At 63.9% G+C, this 19,900-nt stretch carries 16 protein-coding genes; 4 read left to right on the plus strand and 12 right to left on the minus strand.

The annotated features are described in order from the left end of the window. Positions 1–9 precede the first annotated feature (9 nt). The 4 genes from D9V28_RS13360 to D9V28_RS13375 all read right to left on the minus strand — a co-directional run bounded on the left by D9V28_RS13360 (position 10) and on the right by D9V28_RS13375 (position 4,682). Positions 10–546, minus strand: a complete 537-nt coding sequence (locus D9V28_RS13360; protein ID WP_229728120.1) for a hypothetical protein — start codon at positions 544–546, stop codon at positions 10–12. 27 nt (positions 547–573) lie between these two features. After that, complete coding sequence (locus tag D9V28_RS13365; RefSeq protein ID WP_121660254.1) at positions 574–2,127, minus strand: aspartate ammonia-lyase; 1,554 nt, start codon at positions 2,125–2,127, stop codon at positions 574–576. Positions 2,128–2,230: 103 nt separating this feature from the next. Continuing rightward, a complete protein-coding gene (locus D9V28_RS13370; protein WP_121660255.1) occupies positions 2,231–3,124 on the minus strand; it encodes a phosphodiesterase in 894 nt (297 codons plus the stop codon). Positions 3,125–3,245: 121 nt separating this feature from the next. Next, positions 3,246–4,682 (minus strand): NCS2 family permease, encoded by a 1,437-nt coding sequence (locus D9V28_RS13375; protein ID WP_121660256.1) that lies wholly within the window; start codon positions 4,680–4,682, stop codon positions 3,246–3,248. Between the two features lie 193 nt (positions 4,683–4,875). Between D9V28_RS13375 and D9V28_RS13380 the strand changes: the two genes are divergently transcribed. Further along, positions 4,876–6,153 (plus strand): uracil-xanthine permease family protein, encoded by a 1,278-nt coding sequence (locus D9V28_RS13380; RefSeq protein WP_121660257.1) that lies wholly within the window; start codon positions 4,876–4,878, stop codon positions 6,151–6,153. A gap of 90 nt (positions 6,154–6,243) precedes the next feature. Here the strand turns inward: D9V28_RS13380 and D9V28_RS13385 are convergent, their stop codons facing one another. The 4 genes from D9V28_RS13385 to D9V28_RS13400 all read right to left on the minus strand — a co-directional run bounded on the left by D9V28_RS13385 (position 6,244) and on the right by D9V28_RS13400 (position 10,694). Continuing rightward, the gene (locus D9V28_RS13385) at positions 6,244–6,564 is read right to left on the minus strand and encodes a peptidase (protein ID WP_121660420.1); all 321 of its coding nucleotides are present in this window, start codon (positions 6,562–6,564) and stop codon (positions 6,244–6,246) included. Between the two features lie 8 nt (positions 6,565–6,572). Further along, positions 6,573–7,748 carry an inorganic phosphate transporter gene (locus D9V28_RS13390; protein ID WP_121660419.1) on the minus strand — a complete coding sequence of 392 codons (1,176 nt, stop codon included), beginning with the start codon at positions 7,746–7,748 and terminating at the stop codon, positions 6,573–6,575. A gap of 180 nt (positions 7,749–7,928) precedes the next feature. Then, positions 7,929–9,836, minus strand: coding sequence for a DUF2207 domain-containing protein (locus D9V28_RS13395; RefSeq protein ID WP_121660258.1), 1,908 nt, complete (start codon positions 9,834–9,836; stop codon positions 7,929–7,931). A gap of 18 nt (positions 9,837–9,854) precedes the next feature. After that, positions 9,855–10,694: an aldo/keto reductase gene (locus tag D9V28_RS13400; RefSeq protein WP_121660259.1), complete on the minus strand. Its 840-nt coding sequence runs from the start codon at positions 10,692–10,694 to the stop codon at positions 9,855–9,857. 31 nt (positions 10,695–10,725) lie between these two features. Here D9V28_RS13400 and D9V28_RS13405 point away from each other — a divergent pair, with 31 nt between their 5' ends. Beyond that, the gene (locus tag D9V28_RS13405; protein ID WP_121660260.1) at positions 10,726–12,843 is read left to right on the plus strand and encodes a S9 family peptidase; all 2,118 of its coding nucleotides are present in this window, start codon (positions 10,726–10,728) and stop codon (positions 12,841–12,843) included. A 57-nt stretch (positions 12,844–12,900) separates the two neighbouring features. On the opposite strand, the gene D9V28_RS13410 is transcribed toward D9V28_RS13405, so the two are convergent. Further along, entirely contained in the window at positions 12,901–13,929 is a 1,029-nt protein-coding gene (locus tag D9V28_RS13410) for a 6-phosphofructokinase (RefSeq protein ID WP_121660261.1), read from the minus strand. A 162-nt stretch (positions 13,930–14,091) separates the two neighbouring features. Here D9V28_RS13410 and D9V28_RS13415 point away from each other — a divergent pair, with 162 nt between their 5' ends. Continuing rightward, positions 14,092–14,361 carry a mycoredoxin gene (locus D9V28_RS13415; protein WP_121660262.1) on the plus strand — a complete coding sequence of 90 codons (270 nt, stop codon included), beginning with the start codon at positions 14,092–14,094 and terminating at the stop codon, positions 14,359–14,361. A gap of 147 nt (positions 14,362–14,508) precedes the next feature. Then, positions 14,509–14,856 carry a hypothetical protein gene (locus D9V28_RS13420; protein ID WP_121660263.1) on the plus strand — a complete coding sequence of 116 codons (348 nt, stop codon included), beginning with the start codon at positions 14,509–14,511 and terminating at the stop codon, positions 14,854–14,856. A 36-nt stretch (positions 14,857–14,892) separates the two neighbouring features. On the opposite strand, the gene D9V28_RS13425 is transcribed toward D9V28_RS13420, so the two are convergent. From D9V28_RS13425 to D9V28_RS13435, 3 genes are all read right to left on the minus strand, one after another. Further along, the gene (locus tag D9V28_RS13425) at positions 14,893–15,246 is read right to left on the minus strand and encodes a DUF6804 family protein (protein WP_121660264.1); all 354 of its coding nucleotides are present in this window, start codon (positions 15,244–15,246) and stop codon (positions 14,893–14,895) included. A gap of 2 nt (positions 15,247–15,248) precedes the next feature. Beyond that, positions 15,249–17,447 carry a DEAD/DEAH box helicase gene (locus D9V28_RS13430; RefSeq protein ID WP_121660265.1) on the minus strand — a complete coding sequence of 733 codons (2,199 nt, stop codon included), beginning with the start codon at positions 17,445–17,447 and terminating at the stop codon, positions 15,249–15,251. Positions 17,448–17,592: 145 nt separating this feature from the next. Beyond that, positions 17,593–19,890 (minus strand): heavy metal translocating P-type ATPase, encoded by a 2,298-nt coding sequence (locus tag D9V28_RS13435; RefSeq protein WP_121660266.1) that lies wholly within the window; start codon positions 19,888–19,890, stop codon positions 17,593–17,595. Positions 19,891–19,900 lie beyond the last annotated feature (10 nt).

Consider the following 19,900-nt stretch of genomic DNA (forward strand, 5'->3'; position numbering starts at 1 on the left):
TCCCTGGACCTATCCGGTCATCGGTGTGGTGACCATGTCGACGGAGCCGAAGGGGAACGGGTAGACGAACGTGCCGGTGCCATCCCACTCGGTGATCGGCAGCATCGCGAACCACACCTGGCTGATAACGACGCATGCCACGACGGTGGCCATGACGAGGAGGGCTGCGCGATCGAGGATTCGGCGCGCTGAGTGCTCGTCTTCGGCCGTGCGGAGCACGCGACCGAGCGCGAAGAGCACGATTCCGGCCACCGCGAGGTAGACAACGACGCTGGGGCGGAGAGTGAGCTGCACGCACAACGGCGCCGCATCCACAGCGGCCCCGCTCGCGTCGAGGAACCCACCGTCAGAGTTGACGCCGCCAGGGCAGAAGCCGGAACTCGCCGACGCGAGCACCGAGTACCCGAGGAGGGCGCCGACCGCGACGATCAATAACCGACGGACCCGCGCCACAATCGCCGCTCCCGGGAGCGAACCGGCCTCGCGGTTCTGGTCCGAACGGCTGGGTGCCACGACGAGCGGCCTGGCCGCCTGACGATCACTCATCGTGCCAGTATGTTGGCTGCCGGACGCTCAGTCCAGGTTCGATCCCTCAACCGACGTCGTCACTTCGTCGCCGACCGCGTGCGGTCGTTCTGCTCCATCGATGATGGGAATCGCTGTCGTCGCTGCCTCAAGTCCGGAGAGCCGGGCTGGGGAAAGCTGGCGAGTGACTTCCTCGCGCGTCATCAGTTCGGACTCAACGACGAGGTCGGCAATGTTCCTCCGCGTCAGGAGGGCTGTCTTCGCCAGAGCGGCTGCCGCCGAGTACCCGATGAACGGCGTCAGGGCTGTGATCACACCAACCGAGGAGCCCACCATGGTCTCGAGTCGTTCCAGGTTGGCCGTGATGCCGTCGATGCAGTTGACGCGCAGGGTGTGGCACGCCTGAGTCATCCAGGTGATGCTCTGCAGCAGCGAATGGGCGATCACCGGTTCGAAGGCGTTGAGCTGGAGCTGCCCGGCCTCCGCTGCCATCGTCACAGTCATGTCTGCACCCACAACCGAGAAGGCGACCTGGTTGACGACCTCGGGGATCACCGGGTTTACCTTGCCTGGCATGATGCTTGACCCAGCCTGCACCGGCGGGAGGTTGATCTCGCCGAAGCCCGCTTGCGGTCCGCTCGACAACAGCCGGAGGTCGTTGCAGATTTTGGAGAGCTTGATGGCTGACCGCTTGAGGGTTCCGCTGAACGACATGAAACCACCCGCGTCGCTCGTCGCCTCGATGAGGTCAGGTGCTGTCTCGAGGGTTAGACCTGTGATGCGGTTGAGGTGTTTGACGACGGCAGATGCGTATCGCGGATCGGCCGTGATGCCGGTGCCGATGGCCGTAGCGCCAAGGTTGATCTCGGCAAGCAGCCAGCGCGCTTCGTTGAGCCGGGCATGATCCTCGCCGAGCGTCGTCGCAAATCCGTGGAACTCCTGGCCGAGCGTCATCGGTACGGCATCCTGCAGCTGGGTGCGTCCGACCTTGAGGACATGGCGGAATTCAGCAGACTTTCGTGTAAACGATTCCTTGAGGTATTCGAGTTCGTCGAGCAGCGTCTGCAACGAGAACGACAGGGCGATCTTGATAGCTGTCGGGTAAACGTCGTTCGTCGACTGGCTGCGGTTGGTGTGGTCGATGGGTGACAGGTAGGAATAGTCGCCCTTGGGCCTTCCGGCCAGCTCGAGCGCAATGTTGGTGATGACCTCGTTGGCGTTCATGTTGGTCGAGGTACCAGCGCCGCCCTGGATGACCCCGACGACGAACTGATCGTGGAAGTCTCCGTCGATGACGCGCTGGCACGCCTGGTCGATGAAAGCGCCCTTTTCGCGGCTCAACGCTCCGAGCTCCATGTTCGTGCGCGCGGCCGCCTGTTTGACGCTGGCCAGGGCGCTCACCAGGTCGGGGTAAACCGAGATCGGGCGTTTTGAGATGGGGAAGTTTTCGAGGGCGCGAGCCGTGTGGATTCCCCAATATGCTTCGGCCGGGATCTCTAGAGATCCGAGCGAATCCGTTTCGGTCCGAGTCTGTCCGGATGAATTCACTCTGAACCTCACTGCGCTTTCTTCGTCGATGATAATTCCGCTCGTGGCGGGCATGGTGTTTCTCACTGTGGCTCCGTTGCCTGTTGTGTCGTGTGCTTGTGGCAGGACACTTCCGACTGTACCCCTTTCATCAGGGCACCAACCGGCCCGGACTCGGTCAGGGCTTGCGCGAGAAAGCTTCGATGCGCTCTTCGGGCGAGAGCGCCTCCATTTCGGCGATGAACTCGGCTGAGAAGGTGTCGGCCGTTGCAAAATCGCCGATGGGCACGACCGAGTGTGTGATTTGTTCGTCATACACATGAACGAGGTTGAACGACTGGCCGCCATTCATTCCGTTCGTCGCCCGTGGTGAATTCGACAGGTTCATCGTGTAACAGCTGGCCGCTGCAACGGACACGGGTACATCGGCGAAGGTGGAGTTCAGGGCGTAATGGAGATGCCCCGCGAGGATGGCCCGAACGTCGCGCCCAGCGAGCACCTCGGCAAACGGGCGCTGCTCGCGCAGCTCGAGAAGATCAAACAGCGGCTGAGGAGCCGGGACCGGCGGGTGGTGCATGCCGATCACTGTGCCGTACCGTGACGGGGAGTCGAGGACACTGTCCAGCCAGTCGAGCTGAGCATCGGACAGCTCGCCGTGGTGAAAGCCGGGCACGCTGGTGTCGAGGCCGATGAAGCGCAGCCCGCCGAGGTCCCAGACCGTGTCGATTGGCCCGTCAGTTGGCTCCTGGTCGAGCAGTGCCGAGCGCATCGGCGCCCGTTCGTCGTGGTTACCCATGAGCCAGATGATCTGGGCGCCGAGGCGCTCAGCAACCGGCTCGACGCGCTCGCGAAGGCGAGCGTAAGCATCCGTCTCTCCAAGATCTGTGAGGTCACCGGTGAAGACGAGAGCCGAGGGGCGGATGCCCATGAGCTCGACCTGTTCGAGCGCGCGTTCGAGGTTCGACTCTGCCGGGAGGTCGCCGTGGAGAGGGGCTCCACCGGCGAGGAAATGGGTGTCGCTGAGGTGAACGAGCACCTGGCGTGCTGGGGGATATTGACCGAGCTGAACCATGCGCCCAGCCTAGTTCCGGGTACAGACAGAGCGCTGGCTCATGACCGTGCATGTCGCGCGTCACAACACAGAGCGGGCCACCGGTGTGCACCGGCGGCCCGCTTTGGTCAGGATGTCAAGGTTAGGCGAAAAGCATTTCGATAGGTCCGCGTGCGAAGTAGACGAGGAAGCCGAGCGCAACAACCCACAGCAGCGGGCTGATTTCGCGAGCCTTGCCGCTGAACGCTCGGAGAATAACCCAGGCGATGAAGCCTGCGCCGATGCCGTTTGCGATCGAGAAGGTGAACGGCATGACAGCGATGGTGATGAAGACAGGGAAGCTGACCGAGAAGTCGGTCCAGACGATGTCCTTGATCTGGGCCATCATCATTGCGCCGACGAGGACGAGGGCAGCGGATGCCACTTCGCTCGGCACGATGCTCGTCAGCGGGGTCAGGAACATGGCCAGGAGGAAGAGCACACCGGTGACGATGTTGGCGAGCCCAGTTCGAGCGCCCTCGCCGATTCCGGCGCCGGACTCGACGAAGACCGTGTTGGATGAGGCAGACGCAGCGCCACCGGCGACAGCCCCGACACCCTCGACGATGAGCGCCGACTTGATCCGTGGGAAGTTCCCCTTCTCATCGGCGACGTCGGCTTCCTTGCTCAGCCCGGTCATCGTTCCCATGGCGTCGAAGAAGTTCGTGAAGACCAGAGTGAAGACGAGCATGAGTGCCGCGAGGACACCGATGCGCTCGAACGCACCGAAGTTGAACGCACCGAGAAGGCCCAGGTCGGGAACGCTGAAGATCTGTGTCGGAAGCGCGGGAACCGAGAGGCTCCAGCCGCCGGGGTTCTCGCCTCCGTTGGAAGCGCCGACCTTCCAGATGAGTTCGGCGATCACGGCGAGCACAGTGCCAGAGAGGATGGCGATAAGCAGCGCACCCTTAACTCTGCGGGCGACAAGAACACCGCCGAGCAGCACGGTGATCACGAAGATCACGGTCGGCAGCGTGGCGACTGAGCCGTCGAGCCCGAGCCCGATCGGAGGCGACGGCTGTTTCGTCGTCGTGACGAAACCTGCGTTCACGAGTCCGATGAAGGCGATGAAAAGGCCGATACCGACGGTGATGCCGATTTTCAGCTGGATCGGAACCGCTTCGAAGATGAGTCGTCGCAGGCCTGTCGCGGCGAGGAGCACGATGAACAGACCGTTGATGACAACGAGCCCCATCGCCTCGGCCCAGGTGACCTGGCCGACGACGCTGAATGCGAGGAACGAGTTGATTCCGAGGCCTGCCGCGAAAGCGAATGGCAGTCGTGCCACCAGCCCGAACAGGATCGTCATCACTCCGGCGGTCAGCGCAGTGACAGCGGACAGTTGGGCGAAGCCAAGCGACTCACCGTCGACGTCCACGCCGCCAGACAGGATGATCGGGTTGAGGACGACGATGTACGCCATCGCCACGAACGTGACGAGTCCTCCTCGGAGCTCACCGCCGAACGTGGATCCTCGCTTCGTGATTTCGAAGAATCCGTCGATGCGATCTTTGATGGTTGGCGCAGATGTGGATGCCACTCAGGGGCCTTTCCGAAAAAGGAGATGGGATTGTTCCGGCCAGCGAGACGGGAACACGCACCGTGTGTGACGGCGGCTCCACGCGCTGCGCGCAGACTTCCAGTTTATTGCCAGCTCGATGCTCCTTCGCGCACCCGGTCGGTTTGCCGGTACGGTAACGGAGGACCACGCCCCCTGAACGAGAAGAGACCGAATGGCGCTGCCCTGGAAACTGCATGGCGACGGAAAGAACGTTGGAGCCCTTGAGGTCGTTGGACCTGCCGAACGACTGACATGGCCTCGCATGATCGGACTCGGGGCGCAACACGTCGTCGCCATGTTCGGAGCGACGTTCCTCGTCCCCATCCTCACGGGCTTCCCGCCCTCAACAACGCTGCTGTTCTCGGGACTCGGGACGCTGCTATTCCTGCTGATCACGAAGAACCGGCTCCCCAGCTACCTGGGCTCGTCGTTCGCCTTCATCGCTCCCATTACCGTCGCGACAACCGCTGAAGGAATGGGTAGCGCCCTGTTCGGCATCGTCATCGTCGGAATCCTCCTCGCCCTCGTCGGGCTGCTCGTTCAGCTCACCGGAATCGGCTGGATCAACGCGCTCATGCCTCCCGTTGTAGCGGGCGCCATCGTTGCGTTGATCGGCTTCAACCTGGGCCCTGCGGCGTGGAACAACTTCCAGCAGGCACCGCTCACTGCGACCATCACCCTGTCGGCCGTGGTTCTGGCTTCTGTGCTGTTCAAGGGCATCCTCGGACGGATGTCGATCCTCGTCGGTGTTGTCGTCGGTTACATCGCCGCGGTCCTGCTCGGTGAGGTGAACTTCGACAGCGTCGGAAAGGCGGCGTGGATCGGCCTGCCGGAGTTCAACAGTCCGGCTAACCCGTTCACCAACCCTGAGTTGTGGGCAATTCTGCCCGCGTTCCTGCCCGTTGTGCTTGTGCTCATCGCCGAGAACGTCGGCCACATCCGTGGCGTCGCGCAGATGGTTGATGACCAGTCGATCAACAAGCTCACGGGGCGCGGGCTCTTCGCCGATGGCTTCGCCACCATCATCGCCGGTATGGGCGGCGGGTCGGCAACCACGACATATGGCGAGAACATCGGCGTCATGGCGGCCACCCGTGTCTACTCGACTGCGGCGTACTGGGTCGCGGGGATCGTCGCCATCCTGCTCGGCCTGTCGCCGAAGGTTGGCGCGGTCATCAACACGATTCCCGCCGGCGTACTCGGCGGGGTGACCACGGCGTTGTACGGACTCATCGGCATCATCGGTGTGAAGATCTGGCTGGACAACAAGGTCGATTTCTCGAAGCCGAAGAACCAGTTCACTGCTGCGACCGCACTCATCATCGGCATTGCCAACTACACCTGGCAGTTCGGCGACGTGATCTTCAACGGCATCGCGCTCGGCACCATAGCGGCGATCGTGATCTACCACGTCATGAATACGCTTGGGCGGCTGCGCGGCACCGACTGACCCAGGGATCCCCGGCACAACAAAGGCCGCACTGCTTTGCAGTGCGGCCTTTGTGCGTTGATGAAAAGCCCTCCCTGAGAGCTGTCCCGATCAGCCGTGAAGGGCGGGGACGATCAGGTAGATTCCGAACAGGACGGCCGCTCCGCACAGTGTGAAGCAGGCATACGCGGCGAACTGCGCGATCTTCTTCTGCAGCGGAGACAGTGGGTTCTTCCGTGCTGCCTTCGCGGCCTTCTTCGCGGCTGACTTGATTTCTGCCGGCGTCAGGACGGTGATGGCGTCTGTGAACTCGGCCGGGCTGACCACCGGCACCCGACCGGCACGCACGAGCATCTTCAGGCCGAGGGAGTAGAAGCCAACGACCGCGACCGTGCCGGCGAGGGCCGCCGCGAGAACAATGACGAATGCCATCCAGTCGATCACTTTGCAACCTTCTTCGACTCGGGCTCTGGAGCGATGACGACGGCCTCGCCTGAGGCTGCCACGTCACTGACGACGTTGTGGTGTCCGACCTGGTCCCGCCGCGATCGCAGGAAGATGAAGAGAATGGTTCCGACGCCGACAACGGCGTCGAAGATGACGCCCCAGGTGCCGAGGTGCGCGATGACCGCGGCGATCGCTCCGACGATTCCCGCGGCAGGCAATGTCAGGAGCCAGCCGATGCCGATCCGTCCCGCGGTTTTCCAGCGCACTGTCGAGCCCCGGCGTCCGAGCCCCGATCCGATCACGGACCCTGAGGCGACCTGCGTCGTCGACAAGGCGAAGCCTAGGTGGCTTGACGCCAGGATGGTTGCAGCAGTGCTAGTTTCGGCCGCGAAACCCTGCGCGGGCTTGACGTCGGTGAGACCCGTGCCGAGGGTCTTGATGATGCGCCAGCCACCAACGTAGGTGCCGAGCGCGATAGCGAACGCGCAGACGACAACAACCCAGGTCTGCACACCTTCCGACGGCGACTGCAGGTTCACGGAGATGAGGGCGAGGGTGATGACACCCATCGTCTTCTGCGCATCGTTGGTTCCGTGCGCGAGAGCGACGAGCGAGGAAGAGAAGACCTGTCCGTAGCGGAAGCCCGAACGTCCGTCAGGCTTTCCGTCGTAGCGACGCGTGACACCGTAGGCCAGCTTGGTTGCGATGAACGCGATCAGCCCGGCTGTGAGCGGGGCGAGGATCGCCGGAAGGAGAACCTTGGAGGTGAGCACCCCGAAGTCGATGGCGCCGATCCCCGCACCAACGAGGGCCGCTCCGATGAGTCCACCGAACAGAGCGTGCGATGAGCTCGACGGCAGCCCAAGCAGCCAGGTCAGCATGTTCCACACGATGGCACCGATCAAACCGGCAAAGATCAGCTCGGGCGTGATCATCACACCGCCCTCACCCTCCTTGATGATTCCACCGGAGATGGTCTTGGCGACTTCAGTCGACAGGAATGCGCCAATGAGGTTCAGGATCGCCGCGAGCGTGACCGCCGTCTTGGGCTTGAGCGCACCGGTCGCGATCGGCGTTGCCATCGCATTCGCCGTGTCGTGGAATCCGTTGGTGAAGTCGAAGAAAAGGGCTAGTGCTATGACAAGCACGATGATGAGGGAGATGTCCAACGGCATAATTCTCTGAGTAGGGACTCCCCCGGACGCACGTGTTCCCGGATAAGAATTTGCCGGGAGTTTGTGTAAGCGAGGTTGCCAGTTGAAGGGCCGTAAACGATGATTACACCCCTCGGTGCGGGCGTCAACTTGACACCCGCATTTAGGCGAATGCTCAGCGATCGCGGCGCGGCCTCAACGCCCTCCTCCGCCGCCCCCGCCTCCGCCGCCTCCAGAGAACCCACCGCCGCCGGACCCGCCCGAACTGCTGGACGTTGCACTGGCAGACCACGGCGTCGATGACCCCGATGATGTGGAGAAAGCGCCGACCCCCGCCGAGAATGCGACCGGATTGAAGCCGGACCGGCTTGAGTACCAGTCCGGGTCGCTCGCAGACTGCTGGTAGTACCTGGCCAGCTCCGTGGCCCACTGTTCGTCGACGCCCCACAGCACAGCAAACGGCAACAGTTTCTCGTAGAACTTCACCATGGTCACGCTGTCGCCTGGATCGACCGGGTTCTCGACGTTCACTCTCTGGGCGCCGGTCGGACTCTGCAGCATCGCGATCCGGTCCGCTTCGGCGAGCGCGAGATAGTCTCGCAGCCCGAGAAGATACTCACGCACCTCTGCACCGCTCGGGGTCAAAGCGTTTCTGGACGTCACGACCACGAAGGTACAAATGGACGCGATCATCACGACGACCAGGGCGATCGTCACCCAGGCATTGATGCCGTACAACACAGCGGCGGCGATCAGAAGCCCGATCATGGCTACAGCCACCGCGGCGGCCACGGCAACCAACGGTCCTCGACCGCTCACAATCTTTTTCACGCGGAATCCCGCTTTCACCGACGCCTGTGGCGCGGCAGCGACAAGCGCCTGCACTTCCTTGGCCAGGGCGGTGTCCGTCGCGCTCAGGTCCTTGATCGCGCCCGGCTGCCGCCTCGCACCGAAGAGCGCCTCAAGCACCTCCAGGTCCGCGGCGGAGGCACCGGCATCCGAGAGGTACTGCAGCCGGTACTCACGCTTGGAGCTGAGGAACGACGTCGACTCACCGTCGTCGACGATGCGCAGGTTGTGCCTCACGGCGAGGCTGATCAGGAGCGCAGGCATCGCCTGTGTTGTTCGGCCGATCAGGTCGGCAGCCACAAAGATGTCGAGTCCCCGAGGCACCGTGTACTGCGGCACGATGATTCCGCGACCGGGAGCGTCCGCTGTGCTCCGCCTGCGCAGCAGAAGCGCCGCTGCGAGAGTTCCGACGCTGAGCACGGCAATGCCGGCTGGCACCACGGTGAATATCGGCCAGGTCGACGGAATCTCCGGCGTGACAAAGGTGCCTTTCTCGAAGGCAATCGCCATCGAGTAATTCTCCCTCGGGCCGAGTTCTGAGTTCGGGGAGCTGAGAACCGTCGCACCGTCCTCCCGCGACGTCGCAACGTCGCACTGGTCGTCCGAGCCCTGCTGCCCCACGTAACATGCTGACTCCCCCGTAAGCGCGTCAGCCAGGTCGGCGGGCACAACCACCCGCATCTGCGCCTCATCGAACGGCTGGTCCCAGCCCGTGCCTGGCGCATCCCAGTGGAACTCATCGACGTTGGTGTCGGCGAACGCACGAACAGCGTCCTTCTGCGTGTACTCGATCACGTACGTCTGCGTGCCACGGACGTAATCGTCGGTGCCGAGCGCAAGCAGAATGAAGCCGTCTTCGGTGTCGCCGTCGTCGTACGCGACCGGGTTACCGTTCCCGTCCGTCACAGACACGATCTCGGTTCGCAGGTTCACACCCTGGTAGCCCTCTGGGATCGCCCTGACGATGCCCTTGTTCTGGTCGAACTCCGGAAACTCGGCAACGAACGTCTCGACGACTCGCAGCGTGGAATTGCCGTCGGCGTCCCTTCCCAGGGTGTATTCGCCCTCGAAGGAGCTGAATGTGAAGTCCGAAACATCCGAACGGATGCCTGTGCGCAGCTCCCCAGCGATGGCCGGCGCCGCCTGCATCCCACCAAACATCAGCGCTACGCCGAGAACGGCGACAAATGCAGCTGCTCGAGCCAACAGGGGGCGGACAAACTCTCGGGAAACGGTTTCCGGCTGCTGCGTCATGACACCAGCCTAGGAGACCTACATTTCTTCGTGTGTGTTCGGGTCGCCGCCGAACAGGCGCCCGTTCTCGCGACCGAGCGCTGTGATCGCCGACAGTTCCTCGGCAGACAGTTCGCCGCCGGGCAGCGAGAAGTTCGCCAGTTGGCGTTCCGGGTTGCCTGACTTCGGCAGCGGAACGATTCCCCGTTGCAGGTGCCAGCGCAACACGACCTGGGTTGGTGTGACCCCGTGTGCCTTGGCGATGTCGCCGATCACCTGCTCCTGATACGGAGCGGCCCTCTTGCCGAGCGGACTCCACGCCTCGGTCACGATGCCCTGCTCACGGTGGTACTCGACGAGCGCCTCCTGCGGGAAGTACGGGTGCACCTCGACCTGATTCACGGCCGGAAGCACTCCGGTCTCGGCGCCGAGCCGCTCGAGGAACGCCTGGGTGAAGTTCGACACACCAATCGAGCGAACCCTGTGGTCTTTCTGCAGCTGCACCATGGCCTTCCAGCTCTCCGGGAACTTGCCAACCGACGGGTTCGGCCAGTGGATGAGATAGAGATCGATGGTGTCCACTCCGAGCGCGGCAGCGGAGGCGTCGAATGAGCGAAGCGTCTCGTCATAGCCGTGGTCCCGGCCGGGAAGCTTCGTGGTCACAACGATCTCGGAGCGCGGAACCTCACTCTGGGCGATGGCGCGACCGACAGCATCCTCATTGCCGTAATTCACGGCGGTATCGATCAACCGGTAGCCGATCTCGAGAGCCGAGAGAACGGCGTCCGTCCCCTCCTGGTCCCGCAGCGGGTACGTTCCGAACCCGATCGCCGGGAGCTGGGTGCCATCGTTGAGCGTGTGCGTTCCGAGGGAGGTCATGCTTCGACCCTAGTCCCGGTAGCGTGAAGTCATGCCTGAATTTTCCGTACCGATTGCCCAGAAGCGCCCGACCGAGCGGACCCACCACGGCGACACCGTCGTCGACAATTACGAGTGGTTGCGCTCCAAGGACAACCCGGAGGTGATCGAGCACCTCGAAGCGGAAAACGCGTACACCGAGGCGAGCAACGCGGCGCTCGCACCGCTGCGCCAGACGATCTTTGAGGAGATCAAGGGCAGGACACTCGAGACGGACCTCAGCGTGCCGGTGCGCGAGGGCAACTGGTGGTACTACTCACGCAGCGTCGAGGGCAGCGAGTATGCGCTGCACTGCCGCGCCCCGATCTCCGACGCGAACGACTGGGCTCCGCCGGCGCTTGAACCGGGTGTCGATGTGGTCGGCGAGCAGATTCTCCTCGACGGCAACGTCGAAGCCGACGGCCACGACTTCTTCTCGCTCGGCTCGTTCGACGTGTCGCTCGACGGCGAACTGCTGGCCTGGGCGGTCGACACCGACGGTGATGAACGATTCACCCTCCGTGTGCGCAACCTGGTGACGGGCGAAGACCTGCCTGACGAGATCCCGAACACCGCACACGGAGCGACGTTCTCACCGGACGGCAGGTACATCTTTTACACGACCGTCGATGAGTCGTGGCGGCCGGACACCCTGTGGCGGCACGAGGTCGGAACACCGGCTCGGGCCGATGTTGTTGTGCTCACAGAACCCGACGAACGATTCTGGGTCGGCGTCGGTGTCACCCGAAGCGCGAAGTACATAGTGGTTGTCGTCTCATCGAGTGTCACGAGCGAGTGGCTGGTTCTCGACGGCCACGACGCGACCGCCGAGCCGCGACTGGTCTGGCCCCGCCGCGACAACGTCGAGTATTCGGTCGAGCACGCGGTGATCGGCGGTGAGGACTGGTTCCTCGTGCTGCACAACGATCAGGCGCCGAACTTCGAGCTTGTTGCTCTTCGACCGGATGCTCCTGGCACAGGCCCGCAGGACGCTCTCGTCGTTCGCGCACACAGTGGCGACGTTCGACTGGAGGATGTTGAGGCCTTCGCCGACCACCTCGTTCTGAGTTACCGCAGGGCCGGGCTCAGCCAGCTGGGAATCGCGAACCTTCAGGGGGTGGACTCCCCCGGCGCGTTCGACGTCACCGAGGTGGAGTTCGGCGAACCGCTGTACACGGTGGGTTCGAGCAGCAATCCGGAGTGGACGCAGCCAACGGTCCGCCTCGCATACGGCTCGCTCGTCACACCGGCGACGGTGTTCGACCTCGACGTTGCGACGCGCACGCTGACCCAGCTCAAGCAGCAACCCGTCCTCGGTGGGTATAAACCGGAGGAGTACGAGCAAAAGCGGGAGTGGGCTGTCGCCGACGACGGCACCCGCGTGCCCATCTCACTGGTCTGGAAAAAAGGCGCCGCTCGGCCGGGACCGCTCGAGCTGTACGGTTACGGCTCGTACGAGGCCAGCATGGATCCGGCATTCTCGGTCGCCCGGTTGAGCCTTCTCGACCGAGGAGTCACCTTCGCCATCGCGCACGTTCGCGGCGGTGGTGAGCTCGGCCGGTCGTGGTACGAAAACGGCAAGACGCTCACCAAGAAGAACACGTTCACCGACTTTGTGGCGTGCGCCCGTCACCTGGTCGCCGAGGGTTACACGACACCCGAGCGGATGGTCGCAGAGGGCGGAAGCGCTGGAGGCCTGCTCATGGGCGCCGTAGCCAACCTCGCGCCCGAGCTCTTCGCGGGGATCCTCGCCGCTGTTCCGTTTGTCGACCCGCTCACCAGCATCCTCGATCCGAACCTGCCCCTCACCGTCATCGAGTGGGACGAGTGGGGAAACCCATTGGAGAACGCCGAGGTCTACGCATACATGAAGTCGTACTCACCGTATGAGAACGTGCGAAAGGACGTGGACTACCCGTCGATCCTCGCGGTGACGAGCCTCAACGACACCCGGGTGCTCTACGTTGAGCCATCGAAGTGGGTTGCGCGGCTCCGTGAGGTCGGCGCCCCTGCGCAACTCAAGATCGAGATGAGCGCCGGGCACGGCGGAGTCAGCGGCAGGTACAACGCCTGGCACGAGCGCGCCTACGAACTCGCCTGGCTGCTGAAGGTGCTCGGGCTGGCCGACTAGGAGTTCAACAACAAATCCCCAGCCATCATGAGAATGGCTGGGGATTCGTGTCGTGTTCTAACCGAAGAGGATCGAGGCCTCGTCGTATCGCTCCTGCGTCACAGTCTTGAGACCACCGAGCGCGTCGGCGAATGGCACGTTGACGATGTCGGTTCCACGAAGGGCAACCATGGTGCCCCACTCCTTGTTCATCACGGAGTCGATGGCCGCCATACCGAGCCGGGTCGCGAGCACCCTGTCGAACGCGCTTGGGACTCCTCCGCGCTGCAGGTGCCCGAGCACGGTTGCCCGCGACTCGATGCCCGTGCGCTCCTCGATGATCGGGGCGAGCACATCGGCGATACCGCCAAGCCGAGGACGGTTGAACGCGTCGAGTCCCTTCTCGGAGTGTGCGCTTTCCATTGTGTCGAGGGTGAACCCCTCTGACACGACGATGACAGGCGCACGACCGCGGTCGCCGACGCTCTTCGCCCACTCACAGATCTGGTCGATCGACTGCGGCTGTTCAGGAATGAGGATGGCGTGCGCGCCCGCTGCCATACCCGAGTGCAGGGCGATCCAGCCGACGTGGCGGCCCATCACCTCGACAACCATGCAGCGGCGGTGCGATTCTCCTGTGGTGCGGAGACGGTCGATGGCCTCGGTGGCGATCTCAACCGCCGTGTCGAAGCCGAACGAGTAGTCGGTGGCGTCGAGGTCGTTGTCGATGGTCTTGGGCACACCGACGATGTTGAGTCCGGCGTCGGTCAGCCGCTTTGCTGCGGCGAGCGTGCCCTCTCCACCGATCGCGATGAGCGCGTCGACGCCGAGCCGGTCGAGCGTCGCCTGCACATTCTCCGGGCCGCCGTGCGGCCCGTCGAACGGGTTGGTGCGGCTGGTACCGAGGATGGTTCCCCCCTGCTTGCCGAGACCACGAACACTGTGCCGGTCGAGCGGCATGGTCAGTCCCTCGACCACACCCCTCCAGCCGTCGCGAATTCCGACGAACTCCTGGTTGTGGATCTTGGTGCCCTTGAGCACGGCTCCTCGAATGACAGCGTTGAGTCCGGGGCAGTCGCCGCCGCTGGTGAGCACACCAATTCTCATAGGGATACGTTCCTCATACAGTGTGGGAATGAAACAGTGGGGAATGAAAAGAGCAGCGTCGTTGCTGCATCGAGAATAGCGTGAAGCGTGGGCGACCCTCTAACCAGCGGGGGTCCAGCCCGCTAAGCCTGCAGAAATCCCACAACAGGAAGAGTAAAATCGATGAGCACAGAACCAAGCTACGTCCCCGAAAACGGCACAATCACAATGTTCTCGACGGAATGGTGCGGCTACTGCTCGCGGCTCAAGGGCCAGCTCGACAAGGCCGGAATCGGCTACACCGAGGTCAACATTGAAGAGGTCGCAGGCACGGCCGAGCTGGTCGCCAGCCTCAACGGCGGCAACCAGACAGTTCCGACGGTGATCTACCCCGATGGTACGAGCGCAACCAACCCGTCGCTGATGGCCGTCAAGGCCGCACTCGGCGTGTAGTTCCCCCTGGCCCCGGTTTCTTCGATCCCGAGATTTACAAGAACGGATGCTGTCGCGCACGTCGTGCGTGACAGCATCCGTTTTTCTTATCCATCGGAAAAGTGCAAGGGGTAGCCCGTTTTATCGGGCCGGACGTAGCCTCGACCCATGACCGATGCGCAGAACACCCCAGAAACCGGCCCGAACACCGAGGGCACCGAGAACACCGCGACGTCGAACGATCCGCTGACCGATTTTTCAGTGCCACAGGACGCCGACATCGTCGCAGACGATGCAGCTGGCGACCCTGAGTCGCACGAATCGGGTTCGGGTTCGACCGAAAACAATGCCGCGGGCAACGATGCTGCGGAAGACAACACTCCCGGCAGCGGCACGACGTCGGACAACACGGCAAGCGACAATCCGAGCGGACAGTCCGACCGGGTCGCCGAGAACCCGGCCGTTGACGCGGCAACGCCAGCCGAAGCGGAAGAACTCGCACCCGACCCGGGCTAAGCCCTGCTGTCAAGCGGCCCAGGACCGCCGTCGGCGTCAGCGCCGGTGGCGGTCTTCTGGTTCGACGGGAACCCTGATCATAACTCCAGCTGCGACGAACGGGATGGCCGCGATCAGCTGGGCCGCGAACCAGCCGTCTCCCGCGAGCGGGAGCGGCAAAACGGGGTTCCACAGCACGATGATCGGTATCAGCGCAACCAGCCACCAGTACTGTTTTGCCTGAATTGCGAACCATCCGATGATCACAGCGAGGATCGTCACGACGAAGTGCACCGCGATGAACCACGAGTTGTCCATAAACCCGACGCCGGCCATCAGGACGATGGCTGCGAGGATGCCAGGCGCGAGTGCCGGCCTGCTGAAGGTCGGTTCGGCCTGTCGTTTGGCCACGACTATGCCACCAGGGCGTCGCGGAGCAGTGCGATCAGAGCGTTGAGCTGCACCGAGTCGCTCGTGGTGATCTCCTGGTCGCTTCCGTCGAGCGCTCGGGCCGCGAGGCCCTGCTTGCTGTCGATGAGTTCGGCGATCTTCGCGTCGATGGTGTGTGCAGCGATGATCCGCCACGCAGTGACGGGTTCGTCCTGGCCGATGCGGTGCACCCGGTCGATGGCTTGCGTCTGCTCGGCAGCGGTCCAGCTCAGTTCAGCAAGTACAACGTTGGACGCGGCCTGCAGGTTGAGGCCGACACCCGCAGCGGTGAGCGAACACACGGCGACGGCGACATCCGGGTCATTGTTGAACGCGTCGATCGCGGCCTGGCGTGCCGGTGTTGACTGGTCACCACGGATCGAGACCGTGCGGATGCCACGGCCAGCGAACACCTGTTCGGCGGTGTCCATGACGTCGATGTGTTTGGCGAAGAAGACGACCTTGCCAACCGAGTGAGCCAGTTGCGCCGTGTAGTCGGCGGCGAGCACCGACTTGGCCTGACCGATCTTGCGCACCATGGTGAAGACGTTCTCGGCTCCACCTGAGGCCTTGGACTCGTCGAGCTCACCCTGCGCAACGAGGCGCATGATGTCGGTGTCCGGTTCGCCCTTGAACGACGCACGTTCTCCGCGAGCCTCGAGAATGCGACGGTACTTCGCGAGCAGACGCTGACCGAGCTCACGTTCGGCGTCGCGGATCGAACGACCGAGGTCGTCGTCGAGCTCGACCGGGAGGTCGGCGATCATCTTCGACGGCAGGTCCTTGGCGACGTCGATCTTGCGGCGGCGCACAATTCCCATGTCGATGACGGCGCTGCGTGCTTCGGGGTAAAAGTCGCGGTCGGCCGGCGTCAGGCCGGTTTCCTCGAGCTTCGCCATCAGCTCTGGTGCCGGTTTGTCGCCCTGCACCCAACCGAGGAACTGCCAGATGGCGTTGAAGTCTTCGACGTCGTTGATCAGAGGCGTTCCGGTCAGGGCCAACAGGAGCGGGTCGCCGCCTGGCGTGAGCTTACGGATGCGTGAAGCGAGGCTCAGCACGTGCTGTGACCGCTGCGAGTGCAGGTTCTTGATGAAGTGTGCTTCGTCGACGACCATGCCCTTAAAGCCGAGGGTGCCAAGCCAGGCCAGGTGGCGGTCGAGCACCTCGTAGTTGACGATGACAACGTCGGCGAAAGCGTCGAGGTCGCGGCCATCACCGTGAATGACCGTTGCGCGGCGGTTCGGTGCCCAGCGCTCGACCTCGCGAGCCCAGTTCATCTTGACGACGTTGGGGACGACGGCGAGAAGCGGCCAGGCGTCTGCGACGCTCGCGGCCAGGATCGACTGGGCGGTCTTGCCTAGCCCGGGCTCGTCTGCGAGCAGGAAGGTGCGGTGGCCCTCACGGACAGACTCGACGAATCGCGCCTGGTGGCGCATGATCTCGCGACCTTTGGGCGAGAGTCTGTCGATCCGTGGCGCTTCTGGAAGTTCCATGCTGGCTGCGCGGCCGCCAGAACCCTGCTCGAACGCCTTGTACAGCGGGTTCATCAGTTCCCAGTTAGAGAGCCGGCCGCGGACGGGCGGCTTCGCTTCTGGCTGGTCAAGAACCGGCGCCAGGAAAGGGTTCGCAAGCAGGCGGGACTTGACCGACTGCGGAATGACCTGTTTCTCGGCAAGCTCAGCAGGCACGACGGGCTCGAGCACAGGTTTTGAGGACGTGGTGATGATGAGTTCGTCTGGGCTCAATTCGGCACCGGACTCCAGCAGCCAGTCGCGACGCAACTTTTGTGCAACCGGTGTGGTGGCGGCATCCGCTTCAAGAAGGGTGATGAGAGATGTGTCGCGCGCCGCGGTCTTCGCCAGGATGGTTGCGACGCCGTCGAGTCGCTTGAGCAGCTCGGCGCGGGTGCTGTCACTCAGCGTGGTGTCTGCCTTGACCTTGGCGCGCTCTTCGCGAACCAGGAAGGCGATTACCTGAAACTTGGTGCGGTTGGTCGGACCAACCTTGCCCTTCTGGGCCTTCGCTTCGACCTCGCGCACCTTACGGGCGAGGATCGGAATGATTGGTGCGTCCTCGTCGTGGCGCGACGAGCCGCGTGACGATGAGCCGCGTGACGAACCGCGGGTTGACGTTGCACGGGTGGCCTGTCGGCCAGAACTACGGCGTGTACCGGTGTACGGCATGCTCCTCCTGAGCAGTCGAATGGCCAGGCGGATGCCGGTGGCCGAGACAGCGGGCGCCGTTTACGAGACCGATCAACGCGTTGGATTTCTTGCGGATCGATACAGCCCAGACGGCGGGCGCACGCTCATTCTACGCTATTGGAGCTCAGCGTGGTGTGAATGAGCGCAGGCGGAGGCTGTTGAGCACCACGAAGACGCTGGAGAACGCCATGGCCGCCCCAGCGACCATGGGGTTGAGCAATCCGAGTGCTGCGAGCGGGAGAGCGGCGACGTTGTACGCGAATGCCCAGAACAGGTTGCCGCGGATGGTGCCGAGGGTTCGCCCTGACAGTTCGACAGCGTCTGCCACTCCGCCCAGCTCGGACCGGACCAGGGTGATGTCGGCCGCCGAAATGGCCGCATCCGTTCCTGACCCCATGGCAATGCCGAGGTCAGCCGTGGCGAGCGCCGCTGCATCGTTCACACCGTCGCCGACCATCGCCACGCGAGAACCGGCAGCTTGAAGCCGACGAATCTCTTCCACTTTCTGCTCAGGCAGGACGCCGGCCACCACGCGCTCGATGCCGACCTCGGCCGCGACGGCGTTCGCTGCGCGTGCATTGTCGCCGGTGAGGAGGACGGGGGTCAGGCCCAACCGGCGGAGCCGATCGATCGCGGCACTCGCACCGGGTTTCACGGAATCGGCAATCGCGAACACCCCACGAACCCGTCCCTCCCAACCCACAACGACCGCGGTCGCTCCGGCGGACTCGGCCGCGTTCACGGCGTCGGCGAGGGTCTGGTCGATGGCGCAGCCATGCTCGGCCGCGAAGCGCGGTCGACCGACGACGACACGCAGGCCGTCCACGGTCCCGGTGACGCCGAGCCCTGACGTCGAGACGAACTCGGTCACCGGCGACAGCGGGGAGTCGTCAGCACCGGCGACAGCGCCAGCGACAGCGCCAGCGACAATGGCGCGGGCGATCGGATGCTCCGACGCGGCTTCGAGGGACGCCGCGATGTGCAGCGCGGCCTGATCGGTCGTGGTGACCGTGCCGAGCGTCATCGTGCCCGTTGTGACGGTGCCCGTCTTGTCCAGCACAACGACGTCGATGCCGTGCGCGTGTTCGAGCGCCTCGGGGCCCGTGATGAGGATGCCGAACTGTGCGCCCCTGCTCGTTCCGACGAGGAGGGCGACGGGTGTGGCCAGGCCGAGCGCGCACGGGCACGCAATGATCAGCACGGCGACCGCCGCTGTGAACCCAGAGGAGAGCGGGTTGCCTGTGAGCACCCACGCGACGAGCACGATCACAGCCAGGACGATGACGAGGGGGACGAATACCGCGGAGATTTGATCGGCCAGGCGCTGGGCACGCCCTTTGCCGAGCTGCGCCGACTCGACCAGCCGGGCCATCTGGGCCAGCTTGGTGTCGGTGCCGACCCGGGTGGCGCGCACGACGAGGCGCCCGCCGCCCGCGATTGTTGCACCGGTGACGCTGTCGCCTTCGCGGACGTCGACCGGCACGGATTCACCGGTCAGCATGCTGACGTCAACCGATGCGGAGCCGGATTCGACGATGCCGTCCGTGGCGATCGTTCCTCCCGGGCGAACCAGGAACCGGTCCCCCACCGCGAGCTCGTCGATCGGAATGGTGACCTGCACCGCATCAGCGCCCTTCCCTTCGCGGAGCACCGTGACGTCTTTCGCGCCGAGCTCGAGCAGCGCGCGGAGCGCCCGCCCCGCTGACCGCTTGGAACGCTGCTCGATGTACCGACCGAGCAGAAGGAATACGGTCACTCCGGCGGCGACCTCGAGGTAAATGGCACCGGTTGGGTCAGCGTTGGGAGTGAACAGGCTGAACTCGTGTGTGAGGCCTGGCATCCCGGCCATGCCAAAGAACAGCGCCCACAGTGACCACAGGAAGGCGGCACCGGTTCCCATAGTGATGAGTGTGTCCATGGTGAGCGAACCGTGGCGGAGGTTCAGCCAGGTTGCGCGGTGGAACGGGTACCCGCCCCACACAACAACGGGAGCAGCGAGAGTCAGTGAGAGCCACTGCCAGTTGGCAAACTGCCAGGCCGGAACCATGGCGAGCACAACGACGGGGATGGCCAGAAGCGTGCTGACAATCAGGCGGAATACCAGTGGGGTGGAACCGGCGGAGTCATCATGGTCGTGCATCGTCGACTCGGGAACCGGGATTCGGCGCTCCGGGACTACCGCGGCCGAATACCCGGCCGATTCGACAGCGGCGATGAGCTGGTCGGGGCTGACGGCATCCGGATAGCTCACCCGTGCCCGCTCGGTGGCGAGATTCACTTCGGCCGTCACACCGTCCAGGCGCTGGAGCCTTTTCTCAACACGAGCAACACAACTGGCGCAGGTCATTCCCGCGATGTCGAGTGTCGCTGTGTTCTCTGATGCGTCTGCCACCCGATCGATGATACCCCCAGGGGGTATCATTTGGCAAGCG

It is taken from the genome of Mycetocola zhadangensis, assembly GCF_003668565.1.
GTDB lineage: Bacteria > Actinomycetota > Actinomycetes > Actinomycetales > Microbacteriaceae > Mycetocola_A > Mycetocola_A zhadangensis.